The sequence below is a fragment of the Pantoea sp. USMM079 genome, from assembly GCF_037153115.1.
Classification (GTDB): domain Bacteria; phylum Pseudomonadota; class Gammaproteobacteria; order Enterobacterales; family Enterobacteriaceae; genus Pantoea; species Pantoea communis.
In genome coordinates this window covers 1-20,832 of sequence record NZ_JBBCKX010000036.1, presented here as the reverse complement: position 1 = coordinate 20,832, position 20,832 = coordinate 1, and the positions used below count along the sequence as shown (strand labels likewise).

Sequence of the window (20,832 nt, the reverse complement as noted above, 5' to 3'; positions counted from 1 at the left end):
ATAATGAAGATTCGGACAATCTCATCACCCGTAGAGCCAGATAAGATCGGGATGATGAATCATAATCCTGACGGCCGTTCGCGTCGGGCAAAAGGTGGATGGAAACGTTATTTCGTCGCCGCATTACTGATTATTTTGACTCTGCTTATCGCGTGTCTGGTGCAGGTCCCTGCGGGCAGTGCCACCATTATCACGCGCTTCGGCAGCCCCGTCAGGGTCATTTTAGATCCCGGACTGGCCTGGCGCCTGCCAGCGCCGTTCGAAACCCCATTGGAAGTCGATTTGCGCAGTCGCTCTACTTCCAGTGGACTTCAGGATGTGGGCACCCGTGATGGATTGAGGATTCTTGTTCAGGCGTGGGCTATCTGGAAAGTCGAGCCTGATGAGACACACGTCCTGCGCTTCATTCGGGCAGTTCAGAACCAACCTGAAGAAGCGGCACGACAGATCCGCACATTCATCGGCTCCTCACTTGAAACCAGCACAAGTAATTATGCGTTGTCTGACATTGTGAATACGGATGGAAAAAAAGTAAAAATTCCTCAGCTTGAGCAGCAAATAAAGGCTCAACTCAGGGAGCAGTTATTAAAAAGCTACGGTGTTGAACTTGTCGATGTGGGGATCGAGCGACTGACCTTGCCGGCCGTCACCCTGAACGCGACGGTTGACCGAATGCGTGCTGAGCGGGAAACGATAGCCACGGAACGCACAGCGGAAGGGAAAAGGATGGCAGCAGAAATCCATTCCAAAGCGGACAGGGATGCACGCGTTCTTGAAGCGGATGCCTCCGTCAAGGCGGCAACCATCACTGCTCAGGCCCAACGTGATTCTGCCGCTATTTATGCTAAAGCCTATTCACTCGATCCTCAGCTGTACAACCTGCTTCGCTCCCTTGATACGTTGAATGATGTGGTGAACAAAAGTACGAGAATCGTACTCAGTACCAATGCTGCGCCATTTAAAGCGCTGGTTCAGCAGCCCACTGATACGGAGCGAACGGCGCAATGAGAAACCAGTCTGCAGGATATTCTCCCTGGGGGCAGTCCTATCGCATCGCCTTTTTCGGCTTGTATGCTGCGACGCTTCTGGCTGCTCTGGTGTGGCTTTTTTCAAGCTTTCATCAGATCCCGCCTGATAGTCAGGCCGTTGTTCTGCGCTTTGGCAACCCGGTTGCGGTAGAAAATTCCGGCGTCCTGTTCGCATGGCCCAACCCAGTTGACCGGGTTGAGGTGATCCCCGGACCTGCCCGCATTCTTCAGCATGATGTGCTGCCCCTGCAACGCAGTCAGCAACTGAAACTCCTCTCTCCTGATCAGTATGGCTCTGATGCAGGCGCAGGCGCGGGCTATCTTCTTACCGGTGACGCAGGTGTGGTTCAGTTAAATATGCAGATTTTTTATCGCATCAGCGACCCGCTTCGGTATGTCTTACAGCGGCCACATATCGATGCGCTGATTGACCGTCTGGCGCAGCACGCTGCCACCATTGTCAGTGCCAGTCGCGATTTGGACACCATTCTGGTTGCCCGTCCGGAATCGGTCCAGAATGATAGCGACTCGGCTCAGGCACGTTTAAAACTGCGCTACGATCTGAAGCAAAAAATTCAGCAGGATCTCGAAAAGCTTGACGGAAGTGGTAATGCGCCGGGTATTGAGATTGAACGTGTTGATATCGCGTCTTCATTACCCATTGATGCCGTTTCCGCTTTTGACTCCGTGCTGACCGCCAGCCAGCAAGCCGAACAGAACATTGCGCAGGCACAAAACGAAGCGACACTTCGGCTGCAGCAGGCCCAGCAACAAGCCGACCGGTTACTCCAGCAGGCTGACGCCACGAGCAGTGAAGTGCGTGCTCAGGCAGAAGTCTCAACGCAGACCATTACGAAACTTGCTCAGGCGCGCGCAGACGGTTCAGCCGTTGGCCTGCTGCCAAGGTTATGGCGGGAGAATATTAGTCATATTCTGTCTTCAGCCGGACAGGTTATTACGGTTACGCCGGGTGACAGTGGCCAGTTGCTGTTACAGGGACCTGCGCCTGATGACACGCCGCCGCCTGCCACTTCTCAAAAAATTTACGGGAGCTTCCCATGAGCCACCAGTGTAGCCATGGTCATATCCATCCTAACTTCAGTCAGGGATTGTTAACGCCGGAAGAACGACGCCGTATGGCCATCCAGCTGACGCTGGCAATGACCACAGTGGGCCTGATTCTGTTAAGCCTGCTGTGGCGGGCGCTATCTCCGGACCAATCCGCGATAAGCGATCTGCTGGCCGGTGTTGCGTGGCTGATTGTCGCCGTTCCGGTATTTCGCGCAGGCTGGCACAGCCTGAGGCATCCCGACCTGCATGGTGTAACCGATTTATTGATTGTGCTGGCGATGCTCGGAGCCTGGGCGCTGGGGGATTTAATTACCGCCGCACTGCTTCCTGTCTTAATGATTTTTGGCCATATCCTGGAAGAACGAAGCGTTATGGGAACGCGGCAGGCTATTGCGGGTTTAACCAAATTAACGCGCAGTCGCACCCGGCGTTTACTCAGTGATGGCACGTTTGAAAATGTGGACAGTTTATCGCTTGTGGTTGGCGATACGGTTGAAATTCGGGCCGGTGACAGCATTCCTGCAGACGGAAAAATAATCAGTGGCAATGCCAGCCTGGACGTTGCTTCTATCACCGGAGAATCCGTCCCGCAGGAGGCCGGGCCAGGCAGTCTGGTATTCGGCGGCGCTATAAACCTGAACGGCCTGCTGCGAATGGAAGTGACACATATAGGCGCACAATCAACTTTGGGAAAAGTGATTGCGCTAATGAAAGATGCCGAACAGGCAAAACCACCGATAACGCGATTGCTGGAACGGTATGCTTCTCATTATTTAATTCTGGTTCTGCTGATTGCCGCCAGCACCTGGTTTTTAACCTACGACAGCCAGGCCATGTTAGCCGTTTTAGTCGCCGCCTGCCCCTGTGCACTGGTGCTGTCCGCCCCTGCAACCGCCATGGCCGGCATCGCGGTTGCAGCCCGCCATGGCATCCTGATACGAAACGCCGCTTTTCTGGAAGAGTTAGCGGATGTTGACGCCCTCATCATCGATAAAACCGGTACGTTGACGCAGGGACGCCTGCACGTAGTAGATTTTCAATTGGTTTCTGGTGTGGTGTATCAGGACGCGCTGGCGCTCGCCGCGGCGTTAGGCGCCACCAGTAGCCACCCGGTCAGTCATGCGCTGGCTGAGTATGTCACAAAGGAGAACAGGCCTGCACTGAGTAAGGTTGAAGAAAAGCAGGGGCTGGGTGTAGTGGCCGAGACGCAGTCCGGTATCGCTTTAATGGGCCGAGCCGACCTTTTTGCTGCCTACTCTGTTCCGCATATTCCCGCACCGGAACATGATGGTCCCATAGTTGGTCTGGCACATAACGGTCAGTTTATGGGCTGGCTGCTGCTGGCTGATACGATCCGACCGGAAGCGTCAGAAGCGCTTAAATCACTTGAAGTGCTGGGCATTGAAAGGCGGTTGTTACTTACGGGTGATCGGCTGTCTGCCGCAAATCAGGTTGCTCAGTCGCTTCACATTAATGAGGTCGTCGCACAAGCACTTCCCTCCACAAAACTGCATGAAGTGCAAAAGGCGGTCAATGCAGGCTGGCGTGCTTTAGTCGTTGGAGATGGAATTAACGATGCGCTGGCGCTTAAGGCCGGTGCGGTGGGTATGGCGATGGGCGCAAATGGGGCCGATATTGCGATGGTCTCTGCTGACATTGTCCTGACAGGAAGCGATCTCAGAAGATTACCCACAGCGATAAGGCTGAGCCGTAAATGTCGCCGCACTTTGCTGGTCAATGTCTTCATTGGTCTGGGTTGGACGTTGCTGATTGTTTCTGCGGCTGCACTGGGATTGCTGGGCGGAGCCGGCGCGCTGATTGCTGCTTTATTACATAACCTGAGCACCTTAATGGTCCTTGCGAACACCGGCCGCCTCCTTCAGTTTGATGAAACAAAATGAGCGGGCAGTCATGCAGGTGGAATTAAAACTCAATCTGGAATCAATAGCTGGGGTATTTTATGAAATCTATTATAAAGCAATCAGTCCTTGCCGGTCTCCTCGCCTTGCCAATATCAGCCCTTGCAACTGAAGCAGGAGGTGATTCAGCTCAGGCCAACAACCCCCTCGCCAATATGACCGCGTTCAACATGCAGAACTACTATATCGGTGATATCAGTGGCTCTGACAAAGACGCCAACCAGTTCTGGTTCCGTTATGCGCAGCCCTTTTCGCTGGGTGAAAGCAAATGGTTATTGCGAGCCTCTCTTCCTGTCAACACATGGCCATCAGCCCCAACGGGTGGACATCAGACGGGAGTAGGTGATCTCAATCTGTTTACTGCATGGCTAATCGATACGGGGGATCCCGCGGTGAGCTTTGGTTTTGGCCCGCAGTTAACCGCGCCCTCCTCCACTCAGGATGAGACAGGCAGTGAGAAATGGTCTGCGGGTCTGGTCAACGTACTTTTTGACGCCAGCTCGCCTACATTCCAGTACGGCTATCTGGCCTCATGGCAGCATAGCTTTGCTGGAGAAGGTAACCGGAGTGATGTCAACGTTGCCGCCTTCCAGCCGTTTCTGTTTTATCAACTGGGCGGCGGGACTTACCTGCGCTCCGCGCCCATCTGGAATTACAACTTCCAGAATGACGGTTATGGTGTGCCGCTGGGCTTAGGTATAGGTCAGGTCATCAAAAGTCAGGGTACGGTTTATAACTTCTTTATCGAACCGCAGGGATCGGTGGCCGATCATGGTCCGGGACAGCCGCGGTGGCAGATTTTTGCTGGCTTGAATATCCAGTTTCTGAACTGAGAAAAGTGATAAGCAGAGGCGGTAAATACAATGAAAATATTTATCTTAACGACACTGTTAGTATGCTCGACGTCTGCACTTGCATCACCCTATGACAATCTGGCTCATGCCCTGAATGAGCAGGTCATGGTTAAAGATCTGCGAATGCATTGTGATATCCCCCCAAGTATTCCCGACGAAAAAGTGAAATCCGTCTTCCTCAACAGCCAGATAAATCATCAGTCGCTCAGCGCGGCAGGCAGCGCATTAAAGGACGGGCGCCATGAGCAATATCAGAAATCGATTGAAAGCATTCGCTGCCCGACCTTTATAAAACAATGAGGATATCGCTATGGTCAAAAGTGGACAGAAATCGCTGATGCGTGCGTTTACCCTCGCAGGCGTTATTTATGCCAGTCAGGCTCACAGTAGCGGATTGTATTTATATGAAATAGCCACGGAAGACACGGGCCTGGCGGGTGCAGGACAGGCGGCGCGAGCCCAGGACGCCTCCACACTGATGACCAACCCCGCCGGGATGACGCGTTTACCGGATAACATGATCACCGGTGGGCTACAGGCGCTGTATGGGGACACACCTTATCGTCTGGATGATGATGCCGGCTACCAGGGCAAAAGCCCCGGCAATACCATTGGCTGGTTCCCGGGCGCCAGCCTGTTCTACCATCATCGCCTGAACGATGACCTGTCTGCAGGCATCGGGCTGTATGGCAATTACGGGCTGGGACTCGACTTTGGGGAATGGGCGGGCGATCGGCTGATTAAGAAAAGTACCTTAGTCGGACTGACACTCAGCCCTGCCCTTGCGTGGAAAATTAACCCTCGTTTGTCATGGGGGGTGGGCTTAGGCATTAACTATGGCTACCTGTCATTAACTCGCAATGTTGATGGCCAGGATGAAAAAGCCAGCGACCATGACTGGGCACTAAACTTCCGCACCGGCCTGCTGTTTGATATGACAGACAAGACACGGGTTGGCCTGAACTATACCAGTAAAACGGAATACCATTTTAGTATTGACGGTAAGGCGCGTTTCCCGCAGTTGCCTGATGTTGAATATACCCTGCCGCTTTCAGCGCAGATCAACACCCCGGACCAACTGATGCTGAGCCTGGTGCATGATTTCAACCAACAATGGTCGGTGATGGGCGATCTTGGCTGGCAGAACTGGAGCCAGTATGGCGGCAATCAGATTTATGTGTCAGGTGAGGCGATAGATCGGGATAACCGCCTGAAGGATACCTGGCATACCGCCTTAGGCGTTCAGTTCCGGCCAGACGATCGCTGGCGTCTGAATACCGGGGTTGCGTACGACAGCAGCTTCTACCGTAATCAGAACGACGCGTCGATGACAATGCCTTCAGGACAAGCCTGGCGCTTTGGCTTAGGTGCGCAATACCAGGTGACGGCATCCAGCAACGTGGGTGCGGCATTTGAATATCTGAAAATGGATTCATCGGGGGTGGATTCACCGCTGCTGAAAGGCAGCTATCACAATCCTGACATCTATTTCTTCAGCATGAATTACAGTTACACATTTTAAACTTAAAGATTCATAGCCTTCTGGGGGTTATATGAAATCAACGGCTTCCGGCATGACTTTCATTCTTCTCAGCCTGATGTGCAGTGGTGCAATGGCAGCAGGAACGGATGATACCAAAGGGGATCATAAACTCGATGATGATCCGACCAAAGTCACCACGAAAGCGGGTGTCAGCTGGTCAGATACTTACGACATGGACGACAGTAACGTATCTTTTTCGGGCTCGGTGGCGCTGGATAAAGCCCGCAAACTGAATGCCCGCATCAACAGCGATGCCAGTGAATGGCGCGTTGGCGGGTCATGGCTGTTTCCTGTCGGGATAGTCAATTTCAACTTCGGCAAAAACGAATACACCAACGGGGCGACGCAGACTAACTACTCGGTTGGCACCTTTATTCCGCTTAGCGTGTTTGGCATTGCGCCCGCCGGATTCCAGATTTTCCCCATGGCAGGATACACCTATAACACCGGCGAAACGATAGGCTGTAAAAACGAAGGAGGCTGTATTGCGCCTCAGTTCGCGGATTCGCTGTCACCCGAGTTTGGCTATGACACCATTACCACATCCGGCAGCAGCGGTTACCTGGGTGTCTTCACCCTCAAGCCACTGTCTCCGTCGCTGACGCTCATTGCTTTTGCGGCGGGATCGTATGGTTCCAAAAATGACGACGGCGACAATTACAAGGGCTACTTCGGCGGTGCCGGGCTGGGCATCAAGCTGACTGAGCACCAGTCCTTCAACCTGCTGACGTTCGTTATGGACAACAATACCTATCTGGACAGCCCTGACAGCCGGTTTGTGCTTTCTTACAGCTATCAGTTCAACTGATACATTCACGTTCACGCGTGGGGAGTCATTCATGTCGATCTTTGCCCGTTTAATGCTCATCGGCTGCACAATACTGGCGTTGCCGGGCACGTTGCATGGTGCTGAACCTCGTCACTCTCCCACTGCCAGAGAGAATGCTCGTACCCTGGTGCTGCTCAATCAGCCGGTTGTCATGTTACAGGCAACGTATGGTCAGACAACGCCGGAGGAGCGTGTAAGCCGCATCGTCTCTACCCTGCGCGACCTCAGCGCAGAAGATCTCCGTCATCCGGTCGAAACGCAGATGCTGACACGCTATCAGCAACAGGCGGTACTCTTCATCATCAACAAAAAGCCCTTTATGCTGCTGTCGCAGAACGATTTAGATGAGGGCGACGATTTGAGCCTGCCGCAGGCCGCGCTGCGGGTGCAGCAGCGGCTGGAAAATTTGCGTGCTGCATTGTCAGAGCAGTATTCAAACCGCTATCTGCTGTTGTCAACGGTGAAAACGGCAGTGGGTCTGGTCCTGCTAATTGCACTGTGCCTGTGGCTGCAGCGGGGTCGTCAGGCCGTCAGGCGGTATTGTCAGGCGCGAGAATTGCGTAGCGATCGCTCCGCTCGCTCACAGCTCCGAAGGTTAACCGGCAATATTGAGGTGCATCTGGCCACGGCGTCAGCGATGTTGATCGGCATGCTTGCCGGCTGGTTTTATCTCAGCTGGGTACTGCGGCTCTTCCCCTGGACGCGCATCTGGGGCATGGAGCTTGGCGCTTACACACTCATGCTGCTGCAGCGTATAGGTCTGGCTGTACTCTCCGCTCTGCCGGGTTTGTGCGTGGTGCTGGCCATTGTCTCTATCACGGCACTGCTGTTGCGTCTGCTGAGAATGGTGTTACAACGCGTGGAATCGGGCAGTTTGCAACTCCCGGGCGTTCACCGCGATACCGTCGGCGTCACGCGCAGGCTGGTGAGCGTGGTAATTTGGCTGTTCGCACTGTCAGCTGCCTATCCCTTTCTTCCGGGGGCTGACTCACTGGCCTTCAAAGGCATCAGCGTCTTTCTGGGACTGATGCTGACGCTGGGATCCGCCGGGGTGATGAATCATGCCATGAGCGGGCTGGTGTTAACCTATTCACGCGCATTGAGGCGCGGTGATGTTATACGTATTACCGACCATGAAGGTCAGGTCAGTGAGGTGGGCATGCTGGCCACCAAACTTCTGACGCGGGAAAACTATGAAGTGACGATACCGAACGCCGTAGTCGTAAGCGGAAAAATTGTTAACCTCAGCTCACAGTCCCGCGGCCGGGGTGTTCCTGTTACCACCTCTGTGACCATTGGTTACGACACACCCTGGCGTCAGGTGCATGCCATGCTGGAGCTGGCCGCCAGCCGCACGGCGGAAATTCAGAGAGACGAGCCCGTGATTGTCAGGCAGTTGTCGCTGATGGACTGGTACATCGCTTATGAGTTGCAGGTGATTATTCATCCGGGAGCGTCACTGGCCGGCGTGCGCAGTGAGTTACACGGGCACATCCAGGACGTATTTAATGAGTTTGGAGTCCAGATTATGTCCCCCAACTTTGTGGGGCAGCCTGAAGGTGCGTTATTGGTACAACCGGAAGACCGTTTCAGGGCACCGGCAAATCCTCCGGAGGGCAATATTTCACGATGACATGCAGGTACGTTCGATAAACTGTAAACTTGCTAACAATGCAGGGGTGGTTTTATCTGCACGGCGGAATCTGCCCGAGTTTTTTTGACGTGAATGCTGCGTTGTGAATGGATGATTGAGTTGTTAATAAGTGCTTTACAGGGGCATTATTTTATCAGTTTAGATAAATTTCATCAGAAACCTGACGGGTTTGATTTCAAGCACTTTATGCCAGATGCTTTCGAGATTCACTATGCCAGCCAGTGCTAGCAGCACTAATACAATCACAGTCAGCAAGGCAGTGAGCACAATGGTCAGCCGGATAATATTTTTGCGAATTTTTTCTTCACTTTCCCTGATCGCCTGGTCCTTCTCATAGTCGACAAGGGTGTTAATTGATTTACTCTGAATCCAATATAATCCTTCAGACTGAATTAAATCTCCTGTTATGACAAGAGAATCGAGTAGTAATCTGAGTTTGACCCTGTATTCTTCCTGCCGGATGTGTTTGTACCACAAACGTCCATGAATCATGCTCAAAATATCATGTTCACTGAAACCTGTCTTTTCCCGGCTTGGCCTGAGAAAGATATACTCATTCAGCATTAATTTGAGTATAGCGTAACGGTTATGGCTAAGACTTCTGGTATCTGTGACAACGAGTGAAACAATACTGCCTTTAAATTTAGAGAAAATATTTTTCAGATAGAGCAGTTTCGTATAGCGATCTACCATAAACAGAAAAATATTTTTGTAACTTAACGCGCTATTTTTGCGGAAGTTTATGATTTTACTTCTCAGTTCAATCAGGGTTGCCAGGTCTGTATGCAGGAATCTTTTAGTACCTGTGTCCATAATAATGCCATAGCGCTTTCCATTGTCAGGGTCATCAATGAAGCCATTAAGAAGATATTGAGCACCATTAATATTCTTAAAATAAACAGAAAAGTAGTTATAAGGATCCTCATGGTCTTTATCTTTGCCGCTAAGTTCGGGCAGATATTGATTCCAGAGCCTTTGTTTAATCGCTTTTATTGTGTCAGCAAACATTGCGTCATCTCCGCAGGACTTCCCAATTTTAAATGCGCGCAATGCATCTCTTCAGAGCAAAGCGTCATACACTGCTGGCTGTTTCTCAGAACCGCATTTTCACGCCAAGAGATGCAGAGATGTTTGCTTCTACATGGGCATCACCACCACTGCTCCATGCCCTTCCAACCTCGGTGTAGGCCTGCACTTTTTCGCTGACAGCCCAGGTTGCACCCATAGCGGCCTCTGTCATGTTGTACTGCTGGTCGGCATACAGGGTCGTTGTACCCGCGTTGTTCGCTGTGTTGGCGAATTTAACCTTATCTTCCCCGTTGCTGAGCATCGTCCAGTAATTAATGCGCACATAGGGTTTGACCTGGCCATAATCTGTGTCGTAATCGGCTGTAACCCTTGCGCCGATGCGACCAATCAGTGCCCCATCAGGATTAACATCCACGCGTGTTTTAGAGGCACCATCAAGGGTAACGCTGTCGAAATCACTGTATTGATAAATCAGCTGTGCCTGAGGCTCAATTTTAAGGGCGCTGTCACCCAGATGCCAGGGCCTGCCGATCTCTACTGAAGCTGCAAACGAGTTGCCGTCAGGATGAACCGTTTCCCTGCTGAGTCCGTTTTTTAGATCCACAGCGTGATAACCGTACTGCAGCACGTTATCAACGTAGAATCCGCTTTCATCGGTCCAGGTGGCGTATCCACCGATATAGGTTGAGAACGTTGAATTATAGGCGAGACTGTTGATGTCACCATTTTTACCCGAAATCGATGTGTCGTTATCGAGGAATGTGCCATAAATGCCGGCCCGCCACTGTGCATCCTGATACAGATCTCCCCCCACCTGCATGCCGTTGTAATTGGATGAGGTACGGCTTTGCAGCGGATCGTTGATTTGCTGATCAACGGACTTGACCAGATATCGCATCCAGAAACGACTCTGTTGATCCTCGGCAACGTCTGCACGCCAGGGTTGCTCATCCCCCACGCGCTGATGCAGCGTACCCAGCACCGCTAAGTCAGCCTGGCGAATGATGGCGCCCAACGTATCGAAACCAGGGACGTCAGGGCGATAGCCTGCACGCAGGAACCAGTCCTCCCCTGCGCCTTCTGCATTACCCGCATACAACTGGTATTGGTAAGCACCTGATAACAGGACATCAGCTCCAATTGTAAAGGCATCTTTAGTTGTCTGTGCGGTGGTGGTACCGCCGTTCAGGGCTTCCACCACCATGATGCCATCGCCCTCGGTCGGTTCACCTAGCTGGCTGACGTCGATGTCCAACAGTGTACGTCCGCTTGCGGTCCCTCCATCAATGACCAGCCTGTCGGCGACACCCGGGCTGTGTTGCTGTGCCGCAATTTTCAGTGTCCCGTTACTGCCCACATAATTGCCGGTGACGGTGAGCGTTGACCCCACATCTCCACCGCGCAGATTGACTGTTCCCTGATTCAGCAGGCTGGCGACACGTTGGTTGTACCCGCCCGTATCGAGGGTGGCGTTCTGACTCACCACATGTGTCGATGCGGGACTGAAGGTATTTTCAGTCGTCGCCTGCAAGGTGCCCTGCTCAACCAGCGTCAGGCCACTCCAGCTGTTCGCGCCCGCCAGCCGGGCAATACCGGTTCCTTGTTGCCACACCTGGCCTGTGCCAGAAATGTCGCCTGCCAGCGTGAAGGTATCAACGCGATCCAGAGCCAGCGTACCCTGGTTATCAATATTGCCCGCCAGATTGCCGCTACTGCCTGCATTACCCAGCTGCAAAACCCCTTCACTGATATGGGTGGTTCCCTGATAAACGTTATCGCCCGAGAGGGTCAGCGTGCCGCTTCCGCGCTTGGTTAACTCACCTTCGCCCGAGATGACATTGCTCAGGCCGGCATTGAATGCCTGAGTATCAATCGTGCCGCCTTCCTCAACAAGAGTGACACGCCGATCGCTGCTGAAGCCCTGGGTGTAACGTAGCGTACCGCCAGCCAGGGTAATGCCCCCTTCGCTGGCGCCTAAATTGGTGTCCTCAGACACCTGTACGGCTCCCGCGCTAATCACTGTACCACCGCTGTAACGGTTATTGCCGTTAAGCTGTAGCGTGCCGAGATCGGTTTTGTGCAGTGTACCGCTGCCGATCAGCGAGGTATTTATCGTAGCGAGATAGTCCAAACCAGACGATGTGCCGTCACCGACCCGAATCTGCGTGTCATCTGCCGTCAGGGTCAGGTCATCTCCGTTCAGCACGTAACCGTCACGGGTATATTGTGCGCCGGTTATGCCCACAGCACCCAAAGAATTGTCGATTGTGACGATACCTGCTTCACCGCCAAACACTGCGAAGGAAGCATTGCTATACGGAGAGTTGTAACGGCCGGCGGGCGATGTCGTGTCAGTGGTCCAGTTGTCATTTCCGCTACCGTTTTGCCAGACGCCATCGCCGCCTTCAATAATGCCATTATCCTTCATCTCGCCTGCACTACCACCGGTTCCATCCCAAAACCTCAGCTCTGCACCTGCATGATTCACCAGGTTGACCTGAGCTGCGATTGAAGTCTGCACATAGAGATCAGAAGCAGTCTGCGGCGCCGTTCCAATCACCAGCTGGCTGTTGGTCAGCGCCCCGCTGTAATTCAGAACACGATAAACACCGACGTCAAAAGTACCGCCACTGCTTTGTGTGATATTGAGCTGGCCATTAAGGTCCAGATCGCCATTAACATTGATTAAATCGTTGTAGGTTCCGCCAGTGGCGTAGGCCTCACCAAACTGGTAATCCAGCTGAGATCCTTCGTTGAGCGTCAGCGCCCCCATGGTCAAGGTCCCGACGCTGCCTATCCCAGCCCCTGCAGCCAGCCTGCCACCGTTATCTATGGTTACGCTGCCGCCAATAGTGCCATTACCCCCTAGGGTTGCGCCGCTGTTTACCGTGGTCTGCCCGGTGGCTGGAGATTGATCGCCATTGATGAGCAGCACGCCTTGCGATACCTGCGTTATTCCGGTGTAGATATTGTTGGCAGTCAGCATCAGGGCTCCCGTTCCGGTTTTCACCAGACTGCCGCCGTTACCGCTGATAACGCCGCTGATGGTGTCATCGCGTCCCAGGTTGCCTTCCTGCATTGTGGCCGAGCCTAAAACGACATTACCTTCGCCAGACAGCGATCCAATGCTGGTTTGTGCATCGACTGCGCTGATATCGACCACGCCTCCACTGGCGTTGCTGATGGTGGCGTTCTCTGCCTGAGCGGCAGCGGCAACGACTGTCTGACCACTGTTGTTGATCTGAGCATTACCCGCATTGGCGCTGTCATTCAACAGCAGGAGTGACGTGGCGTCGGTATTGATGGTGGCATTTCCACCGTTGCTGTTATCAGCCAGCTGCATGCGCCCACCGCTTGTGAGATTAAACAGATGATCCTCGGCCAGCGATGCGTTACTGAAATTGAGTTGTGCCTGATCGGCCACATTAATAGTGCTGTTCGTCCTGCCTAATGCGCCGGTGACATTGGCTTCAACAACCAACAGCCCGTTGCCCGTTTTGCCCCGGATAGTCGTGTTGCCCTGATAAGGGTTGGTCTGATTCAGTGCCAGCGTGCCGGTTGCCGTTGTGGCAGAGGTATCAACAAGGGCTAAATCGCCCTCTCCCGCAATGACAGAACCCACCGTCAGCGTATGTCCGTTAGCATCAAATGTGCCGCCACCGGTGGTATCCAGGAACACATTCCGGTCCAGAGAAAAATCAGCACCGGCTTGCAGTGCACCTGCATTTTTCAAGGTTAAACTGGTCGCGGGGGCGCCCAGACTGGCGTTATCTGAAACCTGTAATGTCCCTCCCCATACTTCGATCCCGGCAGAGAAATCGTTGATCCCGTTGAGGATCAATCTTCCCGCATCAGTTTTCAGCAAACGTATGCGATTGGTGTCGAGCGCGTCCTGACGCAGGCTGGCGTTAATGGTTGTGGTGACATCACTCCCGCTTGCGCCATCACCAACGCGTATGACGTAGAAGGTGTCAGCGACCGATTCCCCCTGAGCCTGATAGGTATTTGTCGGCACCGGCACGCTTTCTGGGAAAGACTCGGTGACGGTGCTGATGTAATTGAGCGCAGAGGCGGGATTGAGCTGATTAAGAACATAGTTATCGGCGGTGAACTGCATGCCTGAATTCAGGACACGGCCATTGATATTACTGACCTGGACTTCACCGCCCGCTCCCTGAAAGACGGCAAAGGCCGTCTGAGACCAGGGAGCATTGCCGACACCACTTGCCTGCGTCCAGTTGTTGGTATCGCCGGCAATATTGGCTTTCCATATCCCATCACCGCCGTCTACCTGACCATTACCTGTGGTCCCATCACCGTGATTTGCCGTATCTTCGCCATCCCAGAACTGCAGTTCACTGGCAGGATCAACAAAATTCAGGATGAGGTTAACCTGGTTTGCGATATTAGTCTGAATGGCATACGTACCGCCATTATTGGGTGGCAGGCTATTGATTTCCAGCGTATTGTTGACCAGCGATCCAGCATAGTTAAACAGGCGGTAGACACCTGGCAGGAAGCTGCCGCCCGGCGTGAGTGCCACATCCAGCAAGCCATCCAGCACTAAATTGCCTTTCACATTCACAAAGTCGTTCAGGCTGCCCCCGGGTGTATAGGCTTCCCCCAGTGAGAACTGACTGTTTGTCGTGGCGTTCAGGTTCAGATTGCCTTTAATGGTCAGTGTACCCGTGCCGTTATCGCCGGGCGTCAGAACGGTATCATTAGCAAAGATGACATCCCCGCCAACAGTGCCGTTTCCCCCCAACGCAGAGAAAGCCGCAACATTGGTCAGCCCTGTCGCAGCAGACTGATCGCCGTTAATCAGTAACGTGCCCTGGTTTACTGTCGTGCTGCCTGCCCAGCTGTTACTGCCGCCGAGTCGCGTGAGCCCCGAACCGAGCTGTTGAAAATCGCCACTCCCTGAAATTACACCATTCAGCGTCACCTCATCGCTGCGGTTAACCGTCAGTAACCCGTTATCAATGATGCTGGTGCTGGTTGAGAGCCCACCAACGGTACCGCCATTGCCCAGGGCCAGTTCGCTGCCGTCAATCAGGGTTGTACCGGTGTAACTGTTATTCCCCAGCAAAACCGTGCTGCCACCGCCGGTGCGCGTCATACCGCCGCTACCGCTGATAATGCCGCTGTATTGTTGATCTTCACTGCCATCGAAGACCAGCTGGCTGTCAGTACCTGAGGTAGCGACATCATAGTTGCGTATCGAGGCGTTGCTTGCGGTGTTGATGTTGTTGCCACTGCGCAGAATCGTGCCATTGTCTAGGTTAATATCGGGCGTACCCGATAACGACAGATCATCAAGCACTCTGACCTCTGCCGCATTGAGCGTCAGGCTGTTCCAGCCACTGCCAATATTGGTTCCTTTGCTCAAATCATCTGTAGCAAAGGAACCGACAGTTGCACCCGTCGTGCCGTTCAATACCAGCGCGCTGTCGTTGCCACCCTCACTCAGAATATGGCGGGTGGTTGCCAGAGAGACGTTTCCGAGGGTGGCACTGTCAGCGCCATCGCTGCCGCTGAAATTGATCGCACCCGCAAAGATGCCGCTGTTCCAGTTAAACTGATCGCTGCCGCTGCCAAGGATAATTTCACCCTGTGTATTTCCCCCATTAAGCGTGACATTATCGGCCCCGCTGCCGGTGAGGATTGCCAGCGCATTGCTGTCCGCTGCCTGAAGCGTACCGCTGTTGGTCAGCGTGGTGTTGCCACTGCCTGATGCATCAATGACCGTCGCGTTACTGCTGGCTGAACGGATGGTACCCGTGTTGGAAATTGTGCGATTCGCGGCTCTGCCATTGATGAGAATGAGTGAGTTGGCGTTAGTGGTGCCCGCGCTGTTGATGGAGCCGCTGTTGCTGAACTGAGCGGCATTCTCCGCCAGTACGGTGCTTCCGGTATTACTGCTGGTTTCAATCTGCCCGCTATTGCTGACGCTGCTGGCGTTCGTTGCTGCAATAGCCGCACCGGCACTGCTACCCATAGTGATGTTGGCCCCGGAACTCACGCTACCATCCGTGTTTCCAAGGATACCGATACTGTCAGCTCCGCTGCCATTAATGGTATAGCCATTGCTAATCGTCAGATTTCCCGTAGTGGCATTGCCCGTACTGTCCTCGAAAGCAAATCCCTGGCCATTGCCGCTGACGTTCAGTACATTGCCGCTCCCCTGCGCATTAAAGGTCACGGCGGTGCGAATGGCCGGTCCATTGGAGGCATTAATGGTGACATTGTTGAGGTTGATATTGGCGGTGTTGGCGTTGTTATTAATGCCTGCACCGCTGTCTGCAATATCGACCGTGGTATTACTGGCCGTGAAGCTAGTGGCACCATTGTCCATGCGGACGCCATCTGCACCGCCAGATGCGTTAATCTGATTTGCATTGCCATTCACCGTTAAAGCGGCACCACTGCCGGTGAGCTGGACGGCCGCCAGGCCGCCATTGGCGCTCACGCTGCCTAACCGGTCCACAATCGCGCCTGCGCCCTGTACCCGGATACCGACATTGCCACTGTTTACCACGCCACCGACGCTGATGGCATTGTTATTGGTCAGTACGCCACTGTTCTCAATATCAACGCCGATATTGTCATTACCCTGCACGCTAACGGGGGCATTCACTGTCGCACTCCCGCCATCATGCAGCCACAGTCCTTTACCTCCACTGCCATTTAAATTAATGCCATTGACACCATTTAAAACCAGATTCCCCGCATGCGAGATGTCGTAACCGGTTATGCCACTCTGGCTGGACGATGTGGTGGTTGAAGCCGTGGAGGTGACGTTAGTCGGTCGTTGATCGCTGTCTAAAGTGCCATCAATATTGTAATTTCGGCCATCAATACGAACGGCAGTTGTATTGTCGTGGTCAAGCACGATACCGCCTTCGCTGATAGTGCCTGCCGCGCCGCCTGAAACCAGCACGCCTACCGCATTGTCACCGTTGACATGAATGGTGGCGGGTCCGGTAATGAGCGAGCTGGCAATATCGTCAGACTCATCTGCTGTACCGCGGTCATCCACCCCATTTGCAATAACCCCAATGGCACTGTCACCACTGACGGTCAGCTGATATCCGCTACCGCTGCCATTATTGCCGTTAAACACGGCGCCGTTATCCACCGCAAACAACACCGAATTTGCCTGTCCATTGTCATTGATGGTGGCGTTACTGATATTGATTTTTGCCAGATTGCCCCAGGCGTAATATCCGATCTGATGGTCGTTTTCGAACGTCAGCGATGCCGCGTTGCCGATATCGATTTGGGCATTGCCTCGCGCGTGCACGCCAATCGCACCGGCTGACAACAAGCGGATCGTGGCCTGAAGATCGACTTTCGCAGGCTGATTATTGAGTCCCTCGGCATAGACCGCGTAGTTTCTGTAGGTGTACACATTGCCGTCAGAACCACCGGTGTCGCCTGCGCTTCCCACCGTGATGTTGCTGGTTGCCGATGAGGTGACATTCGCGGCGGAATTTTGTGCCTGCAGATAAATGGCCACATTGTTGTCACCATCAACAAAAATATTCCCGTTATTGGTGACGCTTCCTTGGTTATCGACCACATACAGACCGTAGTTACTCGCTGCTGCGCCATTGACCAGTTTGCCCAGCACATTGATGGAGCCGTTGTTTATCAGTGACCCCGTGGCACCGTTGGTGAATATACCCACGGCATTGCGCGTGCTGTCACCGATGAAAATATTGCCATCGTTAAGGATGTTGCCACTGCTGGTAGAATAAATACCGGCGGTCAGCGCACTGCCGCCGGTTAAAGAAACAGAGGCTGGGACGGTGGTGTCTGTGACCGGCGCATATCCCAGATACAGGGTCCCCTGATTGATCACACTGGCGGCTTGCTCGGCATAAATAGCATATCCCGCGGCTTTCCCTGCGCTGTTTCGGCTGTTGCCTGTGAGAACCACAGTGCCCGCGCTGGAGTTCGTGGCACTGCTGGTGCCTGATACTGACATGCCACGGGCATTGGCCGTTGTGTTATCGGTAATCGCAATATTGATATGACGATTGTTGATCAGTGTGCTTTGCCCGAGGCCCTGCATCGCGATGCTGCCCGCGTTGCTGACGTTCTGATTGGTCCCGTCTTTTTCTAAAAACAGTCCGGCATTGAGGGTGCCATTGTTCACCGCAGTCGCGTTGGTGACCTGCATACCGATCGACGTCGGGCTGGCGCTGTCACTTCGCCAGTGGTTAATCGCCCCGGCATTGGTGATTAACGCCTCTGCATCGCCACGCATCACTGCGCTTGCTCCATCTACGGCAAGTGAGCCCGTGCTGCTCACGGTGCCTGCGGCATTGCTTCCGGTCGCATAGATGACGTTCAAATCCCCTGTAGGCAAGGTCGCATTATTGCTGTGGGCAGCTTCGTCATCCCAGACATGATAAGTCAGGTTTATTGATGTCTGCTGCTGCTGATTCAGTAAGCCTGAGATGATGGCGTTGTAAACTGACTGAGCCTCAGGCGCGGAGTCAATAACCTCACCATTCACCGAAGCTCCGGCAGTCAGCCAGTACTGGACTTGCGGCTTTCCTGCGTAAGCGTTTTGTCCTGTCAGGTAATCATTAACCTCAGCAATATCAGCTGAAGAGGTGATATTAAACGTCTTAGACCCCACCTGAAGCGCCCGCTGGCCTACCTGGACATAGTTAGGAATGGTCAGCGTGTAATCATATTGCGCACTCTGCGCTGAAACACTCTGGCTGTCCCCCGAGATAACGGAAGCCGGCCGGAAATGGATCAGATTATCTGACAACCAGTTGACCTGACTGGCAGCAGCCCCCGTCCCATCCGCTCTAGCCAGAACGCTATTTTTGGCCAGTAAATCCAGGGTGTTGGCAGGCGCCGAAATTGGGGTTGTGCCAGCGGTATCATCCCCCACATTGATATTCGCCGTTCCCCCTGCTGAGGCCACTGAAACGATGCCAAAATTGTTATAAATCCGGAAAGAGTCAGGGTCATACACTGAAAGCATCAAATTGCTTACAGGAGTATCGCCTGCAGAGACAAAGGTGGTTGAGTCATAAACGTTGATGACCTGATAGCTGCCTTCAAGGCCCGGGATTTCAACATTTAACTCCTTGTTTTGCTGAGGATTTGCGGGCGAAGGCGAGTACGTAAACTGATTGATATTATCAGCAGTAATGGGCGTGACGTTTCCCTGAGAGTCGGTGGCGGTAATGACCGTGATCCGTCCTGCTTCGGCGCCACTCCCCCCCGGTAAAGCGTCAAACACACTGACTGACGTGGCTGTACCATTGCTTCCCGCTGAAAATACCGGGAGAGGTCCAAGAATGTTAAGCGTCGTGCCAGGAGAAAAATGAGTGGGTAACAATTCATTGTCGATAGTAAACGCAGACCCAGTGGTTAAAACGGAGTCATAGTTAATTCCCTGATTATCAGGAAAACTGTAACTCGGGTACGCATCTGTCCATTGAATATCGTCTGCGCAAGCGAATCCTGTTGAAAGTATTACGAAAAGCAGTCCTGTTAACTTTATTGGAAGGTTTTTCTTATGTCCGGAGACTCGATGTCTTTTTGTGACTTCGGACACGGGTACAAAAACACTGCGTGACGCACTCCAGATAAGCCTATAAACAAAGTTCATAAACGCACCCGCCCATTAGTTTTCAACCGATTGTTTTCAAAGAAAAATCAAAGTTACAATTTGTACCAGATCATAATAAAAAACTTACAATCAACCTTAGTTCAAATATGAAAAGTGGCAGGTAAAATGTTTGTTTTATTTTTCAGGGGGAGTGACCACGGTGAGGGTGTTAGCCTATAAAAAATATGCTGAATCTCATTCCTACAGTAATTTTCGGCACCAAAACATCACGTATTCCGGGTGGGTATAAGTTTCTATATAATGCTTATGCGTAGAGCATAAGCAGGTTAAAATCAAAAAAATATTCAGCGTTTTTTGATGATAGTCTTAATTTAAATTAATTTAACCTTATTTTCAGTTAGTTACTGCAAATAACAAAATGTTTCGTTGATATTTCATTAGTTTAAATAAATACTTGGTTTGCTTCAGAGCACTATTGCCTTAATTAAGATGAAGAAATCATAATTGGGTTATCAAGTTGTTAATTTTAACAATTCGGAGTGTATAAATGAAAAATGTGATGATGAAAGCGATGATTCTGGCCGGTGCTGCCTTCGTAACGACCAGCGTATTTGCGGCGCAGGAAATCAGTAAAGAAGAAGCTAAAAATTACACTGAAGTTGCCACCGTTTCGACATCGGGCACATTTACCGATCCAAAAGATGCAAAAGATGAGCTGTCAAAACTGGCAGATGAAAAAGGAGGAAAATACTACGTCATTACCTCTGCAAGGGTCGAAGGTAAGGTTCAGGGAACGGCTACAGTCTACAAGTGATTTTCGAACTGCCAGTCCTCATGACTGGCAGTTCTTCATCAGACAGTAAGTCATTTCCATGTCATACCCAAACCCGTTGAAAATATACGTTCATCCAGCGTATCCCGTGTTCCTTCAACGATATTCCTGTGGTACCCAATATGAAACGTTGACCAGGAAGTCAGTGCGTATCTTAGTCCAAGTTCTGCGTCCAAGGATATCACCCCCTCATTATCCAGAGAATGTCCGAGTTCACCATTACTGTATAGCGTTACGGTTTTATCGATCAGGAATCGCTGATAATCCCAGTGTATAGATGCACCTAAATGGCTGTCACGTTTGTCATCACTGTACCCATAACTGAAGGCGCCTCCTAAAAGTGATAATGAGAGAGCCCCGCTATCATCATCCCATAACTGATAGCCCGGGCCGGTGCCAATGAGCAGCTGTCGGGATAAATCTTCAACCCAGTCACGTTTATAACTGAGTCTTGACTGCCAGAAATATTGTT

Annotated in this window: 12 protein-coding genes and 1 pseudogene; 9 read left to right on the top strand and 4 right to left on the bottom strand. The window is 52.3% G+C overall.

From position 1 onward, the window contains the following. Positions 1-3: 3 nt before the first annotated feature. From hflC to WFP70_RS25540, 8 genes are all read left to right on the top strand, one after another. Positions 4-1,008, top strand: a complete 1,005-nt coding sequence (gene hflC / locus WFP70_RS25575; protein WP_337024806.1) for a protease modulator HflC — start codon at positions 4-6, stop codon at positions 1,006-1,008. Beyond that, positions 1,005-2,090 (top strand): protease modulator HflK, encoded by a 1,086-nt coding sequence (hflK, locus tag WFP70_RS25570; protein ID WP_337024805.1) that lies wholly within the window; start codon positions 1,005-1,007, stop codon positions 2,088-2,090. The genes hflC and hflK overlap by 4 nt, the downstream gene beginning before the upstream one ends. A 98-nt stretch (positions 2,091-2,188) precedes the next feature. Beyond that, positions 2,189-4,000: a heavy metal translocating P-type ATPase gene (locus WFP70_RS25565; RefSeq protein ID WP_337024810.1), complete on the top strand. Its 1,812-nt coding sequence runs from the start codon at positions 2,189-2,191 to the stop codon at positions 3,998-4,000. 59 nt (positions 4,001-4,059) lie between these two features. Further along, positions 4,060-4,851 carry a hypothetical protein gene (locus WFP70_RS25560; protein ID WP_337024804.1) on the top strand — a complete coding sequence of 264 codons (792 nt, stop codon included), beginning with the start codon at positions 4,060-4,062 and terminating at the stop codon, positions 4,849-4,851. A gap of 30 nt (positions 4,852-4,881) precedes the next feature. Next, a complete protein-coding gene (locus WFP70_RS25555; RefSeq protein WP_337024803.1) occupies positions 4,882-5,172 on the top strand; it encodes a YicS family protein in 291 nt (96 codons plus the stop codon). A 10-nt stretch (positions 5,173-5,182) separates the two neighbouring features. Continuing rightward, positions 5,183-6,394 carry an OmpP1/FadL family transporter gene (locus WFP70_RS25550; RefSeq protein WP_442956371.1) on the top strand — a complete coding sequence of 404 codons (1,212 nt, stop codon included), beginning with the start codon at positions 5,183-5,185 and terminating at the stop codon, positions 6,392-6,394. Positions 6,395-6,446: 52 nt separating this feature from the next. After that, positions 6,447-7,223: a hypothetical protein gene (locus tag WFP70_RS25545; RefSeq protein WP_337029543.1), complete on the top strand. Its 777-nt coding sequence runs from the start codon at positions 6,447-6,449 to the stop codon at positions 7,221-7,223. A 31-nt stretch (positions 7,224-7,254) separates the two neighbouring features. Next, positions 7,255-8,877 carry a mechanosensitive ion channel family protein gene (locus tag WFP70_RS25540; RefSeq protein WP_337024801.1) on the top strand — a complete coding sequence of 541 codons (1,623 nt, stop codon included), beginning with the start codon at positions 7,255-7,257 and terminating at the stop codon, positions 8,875-8,877. 159 nt (positions 8,878-9,036) lie between these two features. Here WFP70_RS25540 and WFP70_RS25535 read toward each other — a convergent pair whose 3' ends face one another. The 3 genes and pseudogenes from WFP70_RS25535 to WFP70_RS26860 all read right to left on the bottom strand — a co-directional run. Next, the gene (locus tag WFP70_RS25535; protein WP_337024800.1) at positions 9,037-9,906 is read right to left on the bottom strand and encodes a hypothetical protein; all 870 of its coding nucleotides are present in this window, start codon (positions 9,904-9,906) and stop codon (positions 9,037-9,039) included. A gap of 85 nt (positions 9,907-9,991) precedes the next feature. Beyond that, positions 9,992-19,195 (bottom strand): autotransporter-associated beta strand repeat-containing protein, encoded by a 9,204-nt coding sequence (locus WFP70_RS25530; protein WP_442956372.1) that lies wholly within the window; start codon positions 19,193-19,195, stop codon positions 9,992-9,994. A gap of 282 nt (positions 19,196-19,477) precedes the next feature. Continuing rightward, positions 19,478-19,567 (bottom strand): annotated as a pseudogene (locus WFP70_RS26860) (ESPR-type extended signal peptide-containing protein); the annotation flags it as partial. 508 nt (positions 19,568-20,075) lie between these two features. Between WFP70_RS26860 and WFP70_RS25525 the strand changes: the two are divergent. After that, entirely contained in the window at positions 20,076-20,342 is a 267-nt protein-coding gene (locus tag WFP70_RS25525; RefSeq protein WP_283227523.1) for a YdgH/BhsA/McbA-like domain containing protein, read from the top strand. A 50-nt stretch (positions 20,343-20,392) separates the two neighbouring features. Here the strand turns inward: WFP70_RS25525 and WFP70_RS25520 are convergent. Continuing rightward, positions 20,393-20,832: DUF481 domain-containing protein (locus tag WFP70_RS25520; RefSeq protein ID WP_337024798.1), on the bottom strand; the 440-nt coding region annotated here is incomplete at its 5' end.